Origin of the sequence: Streptomyces sp. NBC_01433 (assembly GCF_026340105.1) — a bacterium.
Lineage (GTDB): Bacteria > Actinomycetota > Actinomycetes > Streptomycetales > Streptomycetaceae > Streptomyces.
This window is the reverse complement of sequence record NZ_JAPEPM010000001.1, coordinates 5,377,392-5,392,358: the sequence shown is the minus strand read 5'-3', so window position 1 is coordinate 5,392,358 and position 14,967 is coordinate 5,377,392. Positions and strand designations below refer to the sequence as shown.

The following is a 14,967-nucleotide window of genomic DNA, read 5'->3' as shown; positions in this document are numbered from 1 at the left end:
TTCCTACGGGGCGGTGTGCAGGCGCAGCGTGGAGACGCCGCCGCCGGTGAGGAGTTCGATGATGCGTTCCCCGGCGGGCTTGCGGACCGCGGCGCCGCACTCGGGGCAGGTGAAGGAGTAGAACGTGATGCGGCGGCTTGCGCCGATCGCGAGGCGCAGGGCGTCCGCGGCGAGCTCGAAGCAGCCGCGGCAGTCCGGGCAGGCGGCCCGGAACCGTACGGCGGCGGGAACCGGGACGGGAACAGGGCCGGAGGCCCGTCCGGCCATCACCGTCACACCTGACATCACAGACGTATGGTCCATATCTCCTCCGGTCGCCGCTCAGGCCACGCCGTCGTAGGCCGCCAGCGCCTCGCGGGCCGCTCGCCGCGCGCTGTCCGCCAGTTCGGGCGGGGACACGATGCGGCCTTCGCCGCCCAGCCGCAGCGCGAGCCTGCGCAGCGAGGCCGGGTCCGGGGTCCGCAGCGTGATCCGCAGTCCGCCGTCGGGACGTTCCTCCGCGCTGTCGTGCGGGTAGTACTCGGCGACCCACCGGCCACCGGGCCCCACCTCGATGACGACCTCCGGGTCCTGCGCCGAGGGCTGCACCAGTCCCTCCGACAGGTCCCTCAGCTCCAGTTCCGGCGGCGCGGCCGGGGCGTCGAGCAGCCGGATCTCGGCGACCCGGTCCAGCCGGAAGGTGCGCCGGGCCTCGGAGAGCCGGCACCAGCCCTCCATATAGGTGTGTCCGACCGCGAAGAGCCGGATCGGGTCCACCTCGCGCTCGGTCAGCTCGTCGCGGGCGGGAGAGTAGTAGCGCAGCCAGAGCCGACGCCGCTCGGAGATCGCCCGGTCGACCTCGGCGAAGACCCCGCCCTCCGATTCGAAGGTCACCGAGAGCCGGGAACTCGCGGCCCCGACCTCACCGGCCGCCGTCTCCAGCTTGGCGGTCGCCCGCACCAGGGCCAGCCGGTCGCTCTCGCGCAGGCCGGGCAGGGTAGCCACGGCACGCGCCGCGACGAGCAGGGCGGTGGCCTCGTCGGCGGCGAGCCGCAGCGGCTCGGCCACGTCGTCGGGGTTGTGCCACCAGATGCGGTCACCGTCGGTGTCGATGTCCAGCAGGTCCCCGCCCCGGAAGCTGGTCCCGCACATGGGGAGCACATCGAGGTCCGAGATCAGCTCGTCCTCGGTGATCCCGAAGGCGCGGGCCACGTCCTGGACGTGCGCGCCGGGGCGCTCGCGCAGATACGTCACCAGGGAGAGCATCCGCCGGGTCTGGTCGATCGCGTTCGTGGCCATCGGTACGGTCCCCTAGTCCTTGGCCACGGCGCGCAGCCGGTCCACCACATCGGCCCGCAGGTCGGCGGGCTCCTCCACGACGACGTCCGGGCCGAACTCGACGAGCCAGGCGTCCAGGCCGTGCCCGTACGGAATCTCCAACTCGTCCCACCCGTCGCCGAGTTCCCGTACCGCTGTCGCGCGTGAGCGCAGCGGGTAGCCGGAACCGGTCCGCAGCCGGATCCGCGCGGTCCTGGTCGCGGTCTCCCCCGCCCAGCTCTCGACGGTCTCGCGCACCGTCACCACGTCGGGCACCTCGGCGGTGAAGGCACCGGACCTGGAGCGCACCTTGCCGGCGATCCGGGACAGCCGGAACACCCGCTCGGCACCCCGGTCCCGGTCCCAGCCCGCCAGATACCAGTGCCCGCGCCAGCACTCCAGGGTCCAGGGCTCGACCTGCCGCTGCGCGGGCCGGGCCGAGTTCGCCTTGCGGTAGTCGAAGGTGACCGGGCGGCGGTCCCGGCAGGCCAGCATCAGCGGCTCGAAGGCCGCCTCATGCACCGGGATACGGGGTTCGAGGGCGCTGTGGACCTCGTACGCGTCCTCCGCCTCCGGCATGCCCGCGGCCCGCAGCTTCTGCAGCGCGCCGCTCGCCGCCCCGGCGAGCCGGGCCTGCTGCCACACCTTGGCGGCGAGCCCGAGCGCGGCGGCCTCCTCGGCGTCCAGCGTGATGGGCGGCAGCCGGTTGCTGTCGCGGCGTGCCAGATACCCGGTCTCGCCGTCCAGGTTCTCCACGGTCTCGATGATCAGCCCGAGTTCCCGCAGATCGTCCTTGTCCCGCTCGAACATCCGGTTGAAGGAGTCGTCGGAGCCGGCTTCCAGGTAGGCCTCGATGGAGCCTCGAAGCTCACGCTTACTGAGCGGGCGCCGGGTTCCCAGCAGACACAGCGCCAGGTTCATCAGCCGCTCGGCCTTGGCAATCGCCATCGACGCCCTTTCTCTACGTGCTATGACCGTCGACCGTACCGCCCTCGGGTGTCCGAACAAAAAGCGAGGGCCCCGCGCCGGACGTGAGTGAGGGCCCATGCCGTACGGCATGGGCCCTCACTCACGTCCGGCGGACCGGTCAGACGCCGACCAGGTCGCAGACGAAGATCAGCGTCTCGCCCGGGGCGATGGAGCCGCCACCGGCGCCGCGGTCACCGTACGCGAGGTGCGCGGGGATGGTCAGCTCGCGACGGCCGCCGACCTTCATGCCCTGGACGCCCTGGTCCCAGCCGGAGATGACCTGACCGGCACCGAGCTGGAAACGCAGCGGGGTGCCGCGGTTCCACGAAGCGTCGAACTCCTCGCCGGTGGAGAAGGCCACACCCACGTAGTGGACGGAGACGCTGTCGCCGGCCTTGGCGACGGGGCCGTCGCCCTCCCAGATGTCCTTGATCCGAAGGTCGACCGGCGGCTCGCCACCCGGGAAGTCGATCTCGGGCTTCTCGATGCTCACTGAACTGCTCCTCTAAATGATGAACTGGGCAACCGGGACAGTCTTACATCTTTGCCAGGATGTCCACGGCGAAGATCAGCGTGGACTTGGCGGGGATGCTCTGCTGCGCCTTGTCACCGAACGCCTGGTCCGGCGGGATGACGAGCAGCACCCGGCTGCCGACCTTCTTGTCGATCAGACCGTCCTTGAGTCCCTTGAGAGTGATCTGGGCCAGCGGGAAGGTCTGGGTCTTGCCCTGTGCGTAGGTGCTGTCGAACTGCTTGCCACCCTTCCACACAAGACCCACATAGTTCACGACGACACTGTCGCTCTCCTTGATGACCGCGCCGTCGGACTCCAGGATGTAGTTGGAGACCAGCTTCTTCGGCGGATCGCTCTTGGGGATCGTGACGGTCGGCGCCTTGCCGTCGGTCTTCGTACCGACCTTCGGCAGGTCGATGTTGTCCTGGGCGACCTCGCTGCCCTTGGCGGAGGCGGGGATCTGCGTCGCCTTCAGGACGTCGACGACGAAGACGAGCGTGGCGTTGGGCTTGATGTCGCCCTGCCCCTGATCGCCGTAGCCGAGCGCCGGGGGGATGACCATCTGGACACGGCTGCCGACCTTCTGCCCGACCAGGCCCTTGTCCCAGCCCTGGATGACCATGCCGGCGCCGAGCGTCAGATCGAACGGCTGCTTGCGGTCGAAACTGTTGTCGAACGGCTTGGTGGAGTCCCACGACTGCCCGAGATAGTTGACCTGGATCGCGTCGCCGTTCTTGAGCTTCGCGCCGTCACCCTCACTGATGACCTCGGTCTTCAGCTCCTTGGGCGGATCGCCCTTCCCCTTGGCGAGGGTGGGCTTCTCGCCGAACTTCGCGCCCGCGGTGATCGCGGGCATTCCGTTCTTCGACGAGGCGGAGTCGGAGGCCTTGTCGTCGCTGCCGCATGCCGCTGTCGACAGCAGCAGGAGGGGGACGACGAGAAGGCCGGCAAGTCGGCGCACTGGTTCCTCAGATCTCAGGGGGCACGGTAGTTGGGTCCCGGACACTCTAGGCCGTGCACAGGGCCCCGTACGAGGAACGTACGGGGCCCTGTCATGTGGAGAAGCCGAGGCGTGTCCTGTCGCCGGCTCACATACCCGCGATCAACTTCTCCACTCGGTCGTCCACGGAACGGAACGGGTCCTTGCACAACACCGTTCGCTGTGCCTGGTCGTTGAGCTTGAGATGGACCCAGTCGACGGTGAAGTCCCGCCGCTGTTCCTGCGCCCTGCGGATGAAATCACCGCGCAGGCGCGCCCTGGTGGTCTGCGGGGGCACCGATTTGCCCTCGAAGATCTTCATGTCGTTGCAGATGCGGGCGACCTGGCCCTTGCGCTCCAGCAGGTAGTAGAGCCCGCGACGACGGTGGATGTCGTGATACGCGAGGTCTATCTGGGCAACCCGCGGATTCGACATGGTCATGTTGTGCTTGGCCCGGTACCGCTCGATGAGCTTGTACTTCATGACCCAGTCGATCTCGGTGCCGATCCGGTCGAGGTCCTCGGCCTCGACGGCATCGAGGGTGCGGCCCCACAGTTCGAGGACCTGGTCGACCGTGCCGGTCCGGATGCCCCGGCGCTCGACGAAGTCGACGGCCTTCTCGTAGTACTCGCGCTGGATCTCGATGGCCGAGGCCTCACGGCCGCTGGCCAGGCGCACCTTGCGCTGACCGGTGATGTCGTGGCTGACCTCGCGGATCGCCCGGATCGGGTTCTCCAGGGTCAGGTCCCGCATGACGGTGCCCGCCTCGATCATGCGGAGCACCAGGTCGGTCGCGCCGACCTTGAGGAGCATGGTCGTCTCGGACATGTTCGAGTCCCCGACGATGACGTGGAGGCGGCGGTACCGCTCCGCGTCCGCGTGGGGTTCGTCGCGGGTGTTGATGATCGGACGCGAGCGGGTCGTCGCGGAGCTGACGCCCTCCCAGATGTGCTCGGCGCGCTGGCTGACGCAGTAGACCGCTCCGCGCGGCGTCTGGAGCACCTTGCCCGCGCCGCAGATCAGCTGCCGGGTGACGAGGAAGGGAATGAGAATGTCCGCGAGCCGGGAGAATTCTCCGTGCCGGGCCACGAGGTAGTTCTCATGGCATCCGTAGGAGTTCCCCGCCGAGTCGGTGTTGTTCTTGAAGAGATAGACGTCGCCCGCGATTCCCTCCTCGTGCAGGCGGCGTTCGGCGTCGACGAGCAAACCTTCGAGAATGCGTTCGCCGGCCTTGTCGTGCGTGACCAATTCGGTCACGTTGTCGCATTCGGGGGTTGCATATTCCGGATGCGATCCCACGTCGAGGTAGAGGCGGGCGCCGTTCCGCAGAAAGACGTTGCTGCTGCGGCCCCATGACACAACACGGCGGAAGAGGTAGCGCGCCACTTCGTCAGGTGACAGTCGGCGCTGTCCCCTGAACGTGCACGTGACGCCGTACTCGTTCTCCAGCCCGAAAATGCGGCGGTCCATGACTGAACATTACGCCTTATGGCCTGAGCTGAAACCGGGTTCGACGGCACCGTTTCGATCATTTTCCGATCCCGCCACAACAGCGGTCGTACGCCCGGGATCTGCGAGGACCCTTCCGGTGGCCAGCAGAACCACCAGGGCGGCCACCCCACCGGCCCCCGCGACCGCGAAGCTCCACGCCGTTCCGCCGATCTCCACCGCCGGGCCCGCCGCGGCCGTTCCGGCCGCGGCGCCTACGCCGAACGTGGTGACGAGCCAGGAGAACGCCTCGGTCACCGTGCCCCTCGGGGCGTGCCGGTCCACGACGATGAACGAGCAGGCGATCGCCGGGGCCAGGAACACTCCGGCCAGCGCGGCGAGCGCCGTCATCACGGGCACCGAGGGGGTCAGCATCAGCGGCAGGTAGCCCAGCGCCAGCAGCGCGACGATGACCCGCAGCCGCCGCTCCGGCGCGCCCGCCCACTGCCGTGCCCCGTAGGCCGCGCCGCCGATCAGCGCGCCGAGACCGAGCGCGGCCATCAGCCAGCCGTACACGGATTCCCTGCCGTGGTCGTCGGCGTAGGCGACACCCGCCACGGTGATCGAGCCCAGCGCGAGCCCGACGAAGAAGAACGAGCCGAGCAGCGCGAGGAGTCCGGGCGAGCGCAGGGCGCCCAGCCAGTGCGCCTCGCGGGGCGCCGAGCGCCAGGTGCGGGAGGGCTCCGACAGCACGACGGACAGGGCCCCCAGGACGCCTATCGCGTTGATGACGAGGAGCGCGGCGGCGGGCGACCAGAGGGAGACCAGGACCGTCACCAGGAGCGGGCCGACGGTGAACATCACCTCCTGGGCCACGGCGTCCATGGCGTACGCCCGGTGCACCCGGTCCTCGCGCCCCAGGACGCTCGGCCACAGGGCCCGCAACCCGCCCTCCAGCGGCGGCGTGAAGAGTCCGGCGACGATCACCGCGAGGTAGGCCAGCGGCAGCGTGCCGAGGCCGACCAGGGCGAGCAGGGACATGCCGAGCGCGGAGAGCACCGCGGCGGGGAACTGGACGCGCGGCTGTCCGTAGAGGTCGACGGCCCGCCCGAGCAGCGGCTGCCCGACCGCCGTCGCGAGGCCGTACGCCGCGGCGAGGGCGCCCGCCTGCGTGTAGCTGCCGCCCTCGGCACGGGTGAACAGCACGATGGCGATGTGCGCGGTGCCGTTCGGCAGCCGCCCCACCAGAGTGCCCGTCAGCAGCCGGGCGGCATGCCGCGCCCGGAGGATGTCCAGATATCCCGCGGCCATTCCCGCCCCCTCTCCCTCGGCCTGACTCCCGTCCCGCCGAGGTTTTACGTATAACGTCGAGGCTCATACGTACCATGACGGCAGTCCGCAGGTCCACCTCGCGGCATCCCGGGATCTCGCACCGCCCCGTCCCGGTCACCCCCGCACCACCCCGCACGGAGGCCCGAGTGACCAGCGCACAGCAGCCCGCCCCGGCACGGCCCACCAGCCGCGACGTGGCCCGCGCGGCAGGCGTCTCCCAGGCCACCGTCTCCCTCGTGCTCGGCGACAAGTGGCACGGCCGGGTGTCGGACGCCACAGCACAGCGGGTACGCGAACGCGCCACGGAGCTCGACTACCGGCCGAACCTCGCCGCCCGCAGCCTCCGCCTCGGCCGCACCCGGACCGCGCTGCTCGTGGTCCCCGCCCTCACCAACGAGTTCTTCGCCCGCGTCTACACCGGCGCCGCCGCCGTCGCCGCCGAGCACGATTTCGGCGTCGTGCTCTACCCCTCGCCGGACGGCACCGGCCCGGCCCGGGACCCCTTCGCCTCCGCCCGCGCGGCCCTCGACGGGGTGATCGCCTCCTCCATGGCCGCCGATGCCCTCGGCGCGCTGCACGGCGCGGAGCTGCCCCTGGTCATGCTGGACAGCGACCCGTCCGGCCCGGAAGCCGCCGCCCATGTGAATCTCGACATCACCGACGGCATGCGGCAGGTGGTGGAGCATCTGCTGTCCCTCGGGCACCGCCGCTTCGTGCACCTCGCGTCCGCCGTGGACACCTGGACCTTCGCGGTCCGCGCCCAGGCCCTGCACGACGCGCTGCGGAACGTGCCGGACGCCGTCGTCGATACCGTCCGGGCTCCCCTCGACGTACGCGCGGGGCGGGAGGCCACCGCGCGGGTACTGGACACGGACGGGCCCCGGCCGACCGCGATCGTCTGCGACGACGACATCCTGGCCGCGGGTGCCTGCAAGGCCGTCCGCCGGCTCGGGCTGCGGGTACCGGACGACGTCTCGGTCACCGGCTTCGACGATCTGGCCCTGGCCACCGCGGTGGAACCGGAGCTCACCACGGTGAGCCTGCCCGCCGAGCGGGTCGGCGAACGGGGCATGAGGGCGCTGCTCGCGGTCCTGGACGGCCGCCCCGCCGAGCCGGGCAGCCTGCCCGTCGAACTGGTGGTACGCGGCTCGACCGCGCCGCCGCCCGTGGTCGCCGCCCGCTCATGACGGTGCCCCGGCCCGCGGTGGACCGCGGGCCGGGGCACCGGAGCAAGCCCGGCCGGAGGGGTCTAATCCTCCGAGGACTCCGACGACTCCGGCGCCTCCGAAGCTCCGGACGGCTCCGACGGCTCGGAAGCGTCCTTGCCCGCGGTGGATCCACCGGCCCCCTTGGAACCGGCCTTCTTGGCCCCGGCCCCCTTGGAACCGGTCTCCTCGGCGCCGGCCGACTCGCCCGGCGCGTCGGCGGAATCGGCGTCCTCGATGTCGGACGGGGCGTCCGTCGGGGTGGTACCCGCCGCGTCCGCGTCCAGCAGCCGCGTCAGCTGCCGGCCGACGATCCGCTTGAACTTGCGCTGCTGCGGCCGCGTACGGTCCAGAACCGCGACCTCCAGCCGCTCCGCGGGAATCTCCCGCTCGCCACCGTTGGGCTCGCGCGACAGGGCCTGAACGGCGAGCTTGAGCGCCTCCGCGAGCGTCATCCCATCACGGTGGCGCTGGTCCAGGAAGCCGCTGATCTGCTCCGCGTTGCCGCCGACCGCGACCGAGCCGTGCTCGTCCACGATGGAACCGTCGTGCGGAAGGCGGTAGATCTGGTCGCCTTCGGCCGCGGCTCCGACCTCGGCGACCACCAGCTCCACCTCGTACGGCTTCTCGGCCGCGCTGGAGAAGATGGTGCCCAGCGTCTGCGCGTAGACGTTGGCCAGCCCGCGGGCCGTCACGTCGTCGCGGTCGTAGGTGTAACCCCGCAGGTCCGCGTAACGCACACCGCCGATGCGGAGGTTCTCGTACTCGTTGTACTTACCGGCGGCCGCGAAGCCGATCCGGTCATAGATCTCGCTGAACTTGTGCAGCGCACGGGACGGGTTCTCGCCGACGAACACAATGCCGTCGGCGTACTGCAGCACTACCAGGCTGCGACCACGGGCGATGCCCTTCCGGGCGTATTCCGCCCGGTCGGCCATGGCCTGCTGAGGTGAGACATAGAACGGCGTCGACACCGGCTATCCGTCCCTTTCTGTCAGTGACGAGTGCATCGAAGGAGCCTCGGGGACCGGTCAGAGCAGCGCGGCGCGCGGGCCGTCGGGCTGCTCCAGGCGCCGCTCCAGGATCGCGCGCGCGATCTCGGCGGACTCCTGGTCGGTCAGCCTCCGGAAGCCTTCGTCGGTGATGACGGTGATGATCGGGTAGATCCGGCGGGCCACGTCCGGGCCACCGGTCGCCGAGTCGTCGTCCGCGGCGTCGTACAGCGCCTGCACGACCAGGGTGAGGGCCTGCTGCTCCGTCAGGTCCTCGCGGTAGAGCTTCTTCATCGACCCGCGGGCGAAGATCGAGCCGGAGCCGGTGGCCGCGTAGCCGCTCTCCTCCGAACGGCCGCCGGTGACGTCGTAGGAGAAGATCCGGCCCTTCTCGCGGTCCACGTCGAAGCCCGCGAAGAGCGGGACGACCGCGAGGCCCTGCATGGCCATGGCCAGATTGCTGCGGATCATGGTGGAGAGCCGGTTGGCCTTGCCCTCCAGGGAGAGCTGAGCGCCCTCGACCTTCTCGAAGTGCTCCAGCTCCAGCTGGAAGAGCTTGACCATCTCCACGGCCAGACCCGCCGTACCGGCGATGCCCACCGCCGAGTACTCGTCGGCCGGGAAGACCTTCTCGATGTCGCGCTGCGCGATCATGTTGCCCATGGTGGCGCGCCGGTCACCGGCCAGCACGACACCGCCGGGGAACGAAGCCGCGACGATGGTCGTACCGTGCGGCGCCTCGATGGCCCCCTGCAGGGGCGGCAGACTCCGGTTGCCCGGGAGCATCTGGGGCGACTGGTCGGACAGGAAGTCCATGAACGAGGACGAACCCGGCGTCAGGAAGGCAGCTGGTAGACGCCCGGTGCTACGAGTGTTGGCTTCCACGCGTTTCCCTCCAGGTATGCGATGGCCCTGCGCAAGGTGTCAGGATCATCCCCCAACTTGCCGATGGCCGAATTACAGTTGAAGCACATTACGCCACGGACCCTACCCGTCCCGTGACAGTGATCCACATGTTCGGCGGGAGCCGCGGAAATTGATCGTGCGCCCGTGTGCGGGGTGACGGCTCGCCTCCGTCGCGCAAGCCGTCACCCCGCCTCCCCCATGCACCGCGAGCGCCCGGGTTCACTTCCGGGCGTTCATATCCGTGAACTACTGTCCACCCTTTTGAACGAAGGACCTGACGAAGTCCTCGGCGTTCTCTTCGAGGACGTCGTCGATCTCGTCCAGTACCGAGTCGACGTCGTCGCTCAGCTTCTCCTGGCGCTCCTTGAGGTCCTCGGACGCCTGCGCGTCCTGCGCCTGCTCCTCGACCTCCTCGGTGGAGCGCGTCGCCTTCTGCTGTCCGCCGCCGGTGTCCTTGGTCGCCATGTAGCTCACCCCGCTCGGTTCGAAGCACTTGATCAGACCCTACCCATGGGGTCCGACATTGGCCCGGTACTTGTCTCAACGTCCGGAGGTCATCTGAATGATTCCCAGCCGAGCGGCCTTTCAGCCGCCCGACAGCACCCGGACCAGCTCTTCCGCCGTACGGCAGCGGTCCAGGAGGTCCTTGACGTGTTCGCGGGTGCCGCGCAGCGGCTCCATGGTGGGCACCCGTTGCAGCGAGTCACGGTCCGGCAGGTCGAAGATGACCGAGTCCCAGGAGGCCGCGGCGACGTCGTCCGCGTACTGCTCCAGGCAGCGGCCCCGGAAATAGGCCCTGGTGTCCTCGGGGGGCTTCGTGCGGGCCCGGGTGACCTCGTCCTCGTCCAGCAGGCGCTTCATCCTGCCGCGGGCCGCCAGGCGGTTGTAGAGCCCCTTCTCCGCCCGTACGTCGGCGTACTGGAGGTCCACCAGGTGCAGGCGCGGCGCGTCCCAGTCCAGGCCGTCGCGGCGGCGGTAGCCCTCCATGAGCTCCCGCTTCGCGATCCAGTCCAGCTCCCCCGCCAGGCTCATCGGATCGTTCTCCAGCCGGTTGAGGGTGTCCTCCCAGCGGAGCAGGACGTCCTTGGTCTGCTCGTCCGCGTCGGCGCCGTAGCGTTCCTCGACGTACTTGCGGCCCAGTTCGAAATACTCCATCTGCAGCTGGACAGCGGTGAGTGTCCGGCCGCTGCGGAGCGTGATGAGCTGCTTCAGGGTGGGGTCGTGGGAGACCTCGTGCAAGGTCCGTACGGGCTGGTCGACTGCGAGGTCGACATTGATGAAGCCGTCCTCGATCATGGAGAGGACCAGGGCCGTGGTGCCGAGCTTCAGATAGGTCGAGATCTCCGAGAGATTCGCGTCACCGATGATCACGTGGAGCCTGCGGTACTTCTCCGCGTCCGAGTGGGGCTCGTCCCGGGTGTTGATGATGGGACGCTTGAGCGTGGTCTCCAGGCCCACCTCGACCTCGAAGTAGTCCGAGCGCTGGCTGATCTGGAAGCCGTGTTCGTGACCGTCCTGGCCGATGCCGACACGGCCCGCGCCCGTGACGACCTGCCGGGAGACGAAGAACGGGGTCAGGTGGCGCACGATGTCCGAGAACGGGGTCTCCCGGTGCATCAGGTAGTTCTCGTGGGTGCCGTAGGAGGCGCCCTTGTTGTCGGTGTTGTTCTTGTAGAGGTGGATCGGCTGGGCACCGGGGATCGCGGCCGCCCGTTCGGCGGCCTCGGCCATGATGCGCTCACCGGCCTTGTCCCACAGCACCGCGTCGCGTGGATTGGTGATCTCGGGTGAGCTGTACTCGGGGTGCGCGTGGTCGACGTACAGCCGGGCACCGTTGGTGAGGATCACATTGGCGAGGCCGATGTCCTCGTCGGTGAGCTGGCTGGAGTCGGCGGTTTCACGGGCGAGGTCGAAGCCTCGCGCGTCGCGCAGCGGATTCTCCTCCTCGAAGTCCCAGCGGGCGCGGCGCGCCCGGTGCATCGCCGCCGCGTAGGCGTTGACGATCTGGGACGAGGTGAGCATGGCATTGGCGTTGGGGTGGCCGGGGACGGAGATTCCGTACTCCGTCTCGATGCCCATTACTCGCCGTACGGTCATGCGGCCCTCCTTGCCCGGCGCCGCTCCCCTGCGGGGGCGACGCTCAAGTACCGCTGCTTGTCCGGTGCGTATGCGGTGCCCGTCACCGCACTGCGCGACTCGGCGGTACCGCAGAGCCTAGAGCGCCTCTGCGCCGGTGGGGAGATCAATTACGTCATTGTTCCGGCCGGGTCGTGACGATCGGAAAGCAACCGGCTGCGGACGCCCGAACCGGGCATCCGCAGCCGGACCGCTCACTACAGGTACTGCCCGGTATTCGCCACCGTGTCGATGGACCGGCCGGTGTCCGCGCCCTGCTTTCCGGTGACGAGTGTGCGGATGAAGACGATCCGCTCACCCTTCTTACCGGAGATCCTGGCCCAGTCGTCCGGGTTGGTGGTGTTCGGAAGGTCCTCGTTCTCCTTGAACTCATCCACACATGCCTGGAGGAGATGGGAGACGCGAAGGCCCTTCTGGCCTTGTTCGAGGAATGCCTTGATGGCCATTTTCTTTGCCCGGTCGACGATGTTCTGAATCATCGCGCCGGAGTTGAAGTCCTTGAAATACAGGACTTCCTTGTCGCCATTGGCGTACGTGACCTCGAGGAAGCGGTTCTCCTCGGACTCCGTGTACATCCGCTCCACGACGGACTGGATCATGGCGTGGGCGGCGGCCGGCTTGGAGCCGGTGTGCTCGGCCAGATCGTCGGCGTGCAGCGGGAGGGACGGGGTCAGGTACTTCGCGAAGATGTCCTTCGCTGCCTCGGCGTCCGGACGCTCGATCTTGATCTTCACATCGAGGCGGCCGGGTCGCAGGATGGCGGGGTCGATCATGTCCTCGCGGTTGGAGGCGCCGATGACGATGACGTTCTCCAGGCCCTCCACCCCGTCGATCTCGGCGAGCAGCTGGGGGACGATGGTGTTCTCCACGTCCGAGCTGACGCCGCTGCCGCGGGTGCGGAAGAGGGATTCCATCTCGTCGAAGAAGACGATGACGGGGGTGCCCTCGCTCGCCTTCTCCCGGGCACGCTGGAAGACGAGGCGGATATGCCGCTCGGTCTCACCGACGTACTTGTTGAGGAGCTCGGGGCCCTTGATATTGAGGAAGTAGCTCTTCCCCGTGGGCTGTCCGGTGACCTCGGCGACCTTCTTGGCGAGCGAGTTGGCCACGGCCTTGGCGATAAGGGTCTTGCCGCAGCCGGGCGGACCGTAGAGCAGGATGCCCTTCGGTGGCCGCAGTTCGTGCTCCCGGAAGAGGTCGGGGTGGAGGTACGGAAGCTCGACCGCGTCGCGGATCAGCTCGATCTGGTCGCCCAGACCGCCGATCTTGTCGTAGTCGATGTCCGGGACCTCTTCGAGGACGAGCTCCTCGACCTCGCTCTTGGGGACCACCTCGTAGACGTAGCCGGACCTCGGCTCCAGAAGAAGGGCGTCGCCGGGGCGGATGGTGATGTCCAGCAAGGGCTCGGCGAGCCGCACCACCCGCTCCTCGTCGGTGTGCCCGACCACCAGGGCCCGTTCGCCGTCCTCAAGGATCTCCTTGAGGGTGACGATGTCGCCCGCACGCTCGTACGCCATGGCCTCGACCACATTGAGCGCTTCGTTGAGCATGACCTCCTGGCCTCGCCGGAGGTCTTCGAGCTCGACGCTGGGACTCACGTTCACCCGGAGCTTGCGGCCCCCGGTGAAGATGTCGCTCGTACCGTCCTCGTTCGCTTGCAGGAAGACCCCGAAGCCGGCCGGCGGCTGTGCGAGCCGGTCGACCTCCTCCTTGAGGGCCACGATCTGGTCGCGGGCCTCGCGGAGCGTATTGGCGAGCCGCTCGTTCTGTGCGGACACGCCTGCGAGGTTCGTCTGCAACTCGACGATCCGCTCTTCGAGAATCCTCGTATGACGCGGAGAGTCGGCGAGCTTACGTCGCAGGACGGCGATTTCCTGCTCAAGATAGGCGACCTGGCCGGCTGGGTCTTCTGACCCCCGCGCGGGCCGGTTGCCGCGGTTGATGTCGTCGTCGTGGGCTGCCACGGTCCTCACCTCCTCCATGGGGAGCTGGACGCTTCCTGACCCTACCTGGGTGGGTGATGATTGAAACCCCTAGATCACAAAGACTCCGGGACGTGTCCGATCTTCACCCTTGCGCTCTCCCTCACGACAAGGGAATACCCACCCTTGAGCATCGGAAAGCGGCCGGTTGTATCGTCGAAGCGTTCAACACCCGTCAGGGCTCGCTCCAATTGGTTCAGATACGCAGGGAACGGCAGGACACATGACCGTGCAGCAGGACGCGTCGGGCGACAGTGACACGCAGGACCTGGAGGTCTGGATCGACCAGGACCTCTGCACGGGCGACGGCATCTGCGTGCAATACGCACCTGAGGTCTTCGAGCTGGACATCGACGGTCTGGCGTACGTGAAGAGCGGGGACGACGAGCTGTTGCAGGACAAGGGCGCCACAACGCCGGTGCCACTGCCGCTCCTCCAGGACATCGTGGACTCGGCCAAGGAGTGCCCAGGCGACTGCATTCATGTCCGTCGTGTTTCGGACAGCGTCGAGGTCTACGGGCCGGACGCGCAGTAATCGTTCAGGCACTCCGTGCGAGGTCGCCGGTGGAGCGGACGAAGGCGTTGCCCTTCCAGTGCCAGGTGACGTTCTCCCGCTGGTCGGGGCAGCAGCGCGGGACATCGATCGAGGAGTAGCCGAGCAGGGTCGCCGAGACGACGCCGTCACGTACGGCGAAGTCGCCGACCGTCATCTTCTGAGCGGGGTCCACCAGGGTCGCCACGACCCTGGGCGCGGCCCCGCTCCCCTGTGTGAGGACGTAGACGCCGCTGGGCGGAGTGCCGGAACCGGCGGCGCAGTGGACGACCGCCACCGTTTCCGGCCTGCCGTCGCCGTCGAGGTCTCCGGGGGCCCGCTTGGCCACCGTGTGTCCGGCACTGCCGCAGTCGAGCGGGAAGGACGCGGTCGCCGGGTCCGGGGCCGGCACGGGCGCGGTGCCGTGCTGGGCGGTACTACGGTGCTCCGACGCCGTGGCGGTGGCGGTGGCCGAGTCGGGCTGGAGCAGTCCCGCCCCGGCGACGACGGCGGCCATGGCCGCGGCCGTGGCGAGCCAGTGCACCGGCTTGGTGTCGGTGTGCGCGAGGTCCGGGAGCGCGGAGGTCTGCACGCGGTATGTCTCCTGTGGTTCCTGGGGAGCCGGGGGGGGGGAAGGCGGTGCCGGACGGGCGTCGGCGGGCGGGGGGTGGCCAGCATCGTGCCACACCTCACAC

General features: G+C 68.9%; 15 protein-coding genes and 1 pseudogene. 2 read left to right on the top strand and 14 right to left on the bottom strand.

Features of this window, described 5'->3' with window-relative positions; all coding sequences use genetic code 11:
* Positions 1-3 precede the first annotated feature (3 nt).
* From OG413_RS24275 to OG413_RS24245, 7 genes are all read right to left on the bottom strand, one after another.
* Positions 4-267 (bottom strand): hypothetical protein, encoded by a 264-nt coding sequence (locus OG413_RS24275; protein WP_266810337.1) that lies wholly within the window; start codon positions 265-267, stop codon positions 4-6.
* A 54-nt stretch (positions 268-321) separates the two neighbouring features.
* Complete coding sequence (locus OG413_RS24270; RefSeq protein WP_266808736.1) at positions 322-1,278, bottom strand: YafY family protein; 957 nt, start codon at positions 1,276-1,278, stop codon at positions 322-324.
* Positions 1,279-1,290: 12 nt separating this feature from the next.
* Positions 1,291-2,244, bottom strand: coding sequence for a YafY family protein (locus OG413_RS24265; protein ID WP_266808735.1), 954 nt, complete (start codon positions 2,242-2,244; stop codon positions 1,291-1,293).
* Between the two features lie 139 nt (positions 2,245-2,383).
* Complete coding sequence (locus OG413_RS24260; protein WP_266808733.1) at positions 2,384-2,758, bottom strand: FKBP-type peptidyl-prolyl cis-trans isomerase; 375 nt, start codon at positions 2,756-2,758, stop codon at positions 2,384-2,386.
* Positions 2,759-2,801: 43 nt separating this feature from the next.
* Positions 2,802-3,740 (bottom strand): FKBP-type peptidyl-prolyl cis-trans isomerase, encoded by a 939-nt coding sequence (locus OG413_RS24255; protein WP_266808731.1) that lies wholly within the window; start codon positions 3,738-3,740, stop codon positions 2,802-2,804.
* A 127-nt stretch (positions 3,741-3,867) separates the two neighbouring features.
* Positions 3,868-5,229 carry a Pup--protein ligase gene (pafA, locus tag OG413_RS24250; protein ID WP_266808729.1) on the bottom strand — a complete coding sequence of 454 codons (1,362 nt, stop codon included), beginning with the start codon at positions 5,227-5,229 and terminating at the stop codon, positions 3,868-3,870.
* A 9-nt stretch (positions 5,230-5,238) separates the two neighbouring features.
* Complete coding sequence (locus tag OG413_RS24245) at positions 5,239-6,498, bottom strand: MFS transporter (RefSeq protein WP_266808727.1); 1,260 nt, start codon at positions 6,496-6,498, stop codon at positions 5,239-5,241.
* Positions 6,499-6,665: 167 nt separating this feature from the next.
* Between OG413_RS24245 and OG413_RS24240 the strand changes: the two genes are divergently transcribed.
* The gene (locus OG413_RS24240; RefSeq protein WP_266808725.1) at positions 6,666-7,706 is read left to right on the top strand and encodes a LacI family DNA-binding transcriptional regulator; all 1,041 of its coding nucleotides are present in this window, start codon (positions 6,666-6,668) and stop codon (positions 7,704-7,706) included.
* 62 nt (positions 7,707-7,768) lie between these two features.
* Here the strand turns inward: OG413_RS24240 and prcA are convergent, their stop codons facing one another.
* From prcA to arc, 6 genes and pseudogenes are all read right to left on the bottom strand, one after another.
* Positions 7,769-8,698 carry a proteasome subunit alpha gene (prcA, locus tag OG413_RS24235; RefSeq protein WP_266808723.1) on the bottom strand — a complete coding sequence of 310 codons (930 nt, stop codon included), beginning with the start codon at positions 8,696-8,698 and terminating at the stop codon, positions 7,769-7,771.
* Positions 8,699-8,755: 57 nt separating this feature from the next.
* Complete coding sequence (gene prcB, locus OG413_RS24230; RefSeq protein ID WP_266808721.1) at positions 8,756-9,601, bottom strand: proteasome subunit beta; 846 nt, start codon at positions 9,599-9,601, stop codon at positions 8,756-8,758.
* A pseudogene (locus OG413_RS24225) lies at positions 9,553-9,747 on the bottom strand (endonuclease VII domain-containing protein); the annotation flags it as partial. The pseudogene OG413_RS24225 and the gene prcB, both read right to left, overlap by 49 nt.
* A 121-nt stretch (positions 9,748-9,868) precedes the next feature.
* Positions 9,869-10,087, bottom strand: coding sequence for a ubiquitin-like protein Pup (locus tag OG413_RS24220; protein WP_016325855.1), 219 nt, complete (start codon positions 10,085-10,087; stop codon positions 9,869-9,871).
* A 120-nt stretch (positions 10,088-10,207) separates the two neighbouring features.
* Positions 10,208-11,719: a depupylase/deamidase Dop gene (dop, locus tag OG413_RS24215; RefSeq protein WP_266808719.1), complete on the bottom strand. Its 1,512-nt coding sequence runs from the start codon at positions 11,717-11,719 to the stop codon at positions 10,208-10,210.
* A gap of 236 nt (positions 11,720-11,955) precedes the next feature.
* Complete coding sequence (gene arc / locus OG413_RS24210) at positions 11,956-13,722, bottom strand: proteasome ATPase (RefSeq protein ID WP_266808718.1); 1,767 nt, start codon at positions 13,720-13,722, stop codon at positions 11,956-11,958.
* Between the two features lie 241 nt (positions 13,723-13,963).
* On the opposite strand from arc, the gene OG413_RS24205 reads away from it, so the two are divergent.
* Positions 13,964-14,275 carry a ferredoxin gene (locus OG413_RS24205; protein WP_073729197.1) on the top strand — a complete coding sequence of 104 codons (312 nt, stop codon included), beginning with the start codon at positions 13,964-13,966 and terminating at the stop codon, positions 14,273-14,275.
* 4 nt (positions 14,276-14,279) lie between these two features.
* Here the strand turns inward: OG413_RS24205 and OG413_RS24200 are convergent, their stop codons facing one another.
* Positions 14,280-14,864 carry a hypothetical protein gene (locus OG413_RS24200; protein ID WP_266808716.1) on the bottom strand — a complete coding sequence of 195 codons (585 nt, stop codon included), beginning with the start codon at positions 14,862-14,864 and terminating at the stop codon, positions 14,280-14,282.
* Positions 14,865-14,967 lie beyond the last annotated feature (103 nt).